Here is a 612-nt window from a genome sequence, read left to right on the forward strand (position 1 = left end):
GAACTGGAACGAAGGTCGCGACCGATGGCGAAGGACGCTGCTCCAGGGCCTTCTTTATCCACTTGCGTACGAGATTGGCATTCACACCGTGTTCCCGCGCAAGTCGAGAGACCGAAACGCCAGGTTCTAAACACGCTGCAACGAGCCGATCACGCGAAGCAGGGTCATATCGACGGCGGCCGTCGCGACCAACAAGCCGCACCTGAAGTTTAGGAGCATCTTCATCCATGATTTGGTGTCCACTTATTTTGGTGGACACCTCATGCCTGAGAGTACCGCGCTTCAGAAGGTGTGGAGAAATTCGCGCTTACCAGGAAAGCGTCGATGCCGTATTTGGCTTCAAAGCTGCGACAGGCTTCTCCGAGGGCTTTGGCATCAGCGTTCATAATCTTTCGCAACCTCGATGTAGGTGTTTTTTTCGGAGGAGTGATCCCGAGGAATGCAGATCAATTCTCCAGCGCGACAATGAAACCCGCGTGGATTTGCGTTCATGCATAGAAAGAATGAAGCGCACAGCCTTTCCTCATTCTGTCAGGACTTCGTAACCGGCACGACATTCGATTGTTCCGAGGCTGAGTGTCGGATTGGTAAGAATATCGCCTATCAGTCCGG

1 protein-coding gene is annotated in these 612 nt (G+C 53.1%); it reads right to left on the reverse strand.

From position 1 onward, the window contains the following. A partial coding sequence (gene tnpA / locus BLX89_RS23785; RefSeq protein ID WP_198935198.1) for an IS66-like element accessory protein TnpA occupies positions 1–229 on the reverse strand: 229 nt, incomplete at its 3' end. Between the last annotated feature and the right edge of the window lie 383 nt (positions 230–612).

The organism is Pararhizobium arenae, from assembly GCF_001931685.1.
Lineage (GTDB): Bacteria > Pseudomonadota > Alphaproteobacteria > Rhizobiales > Rhizobiaceae > Pararhizobium > Pararhizobium arenae.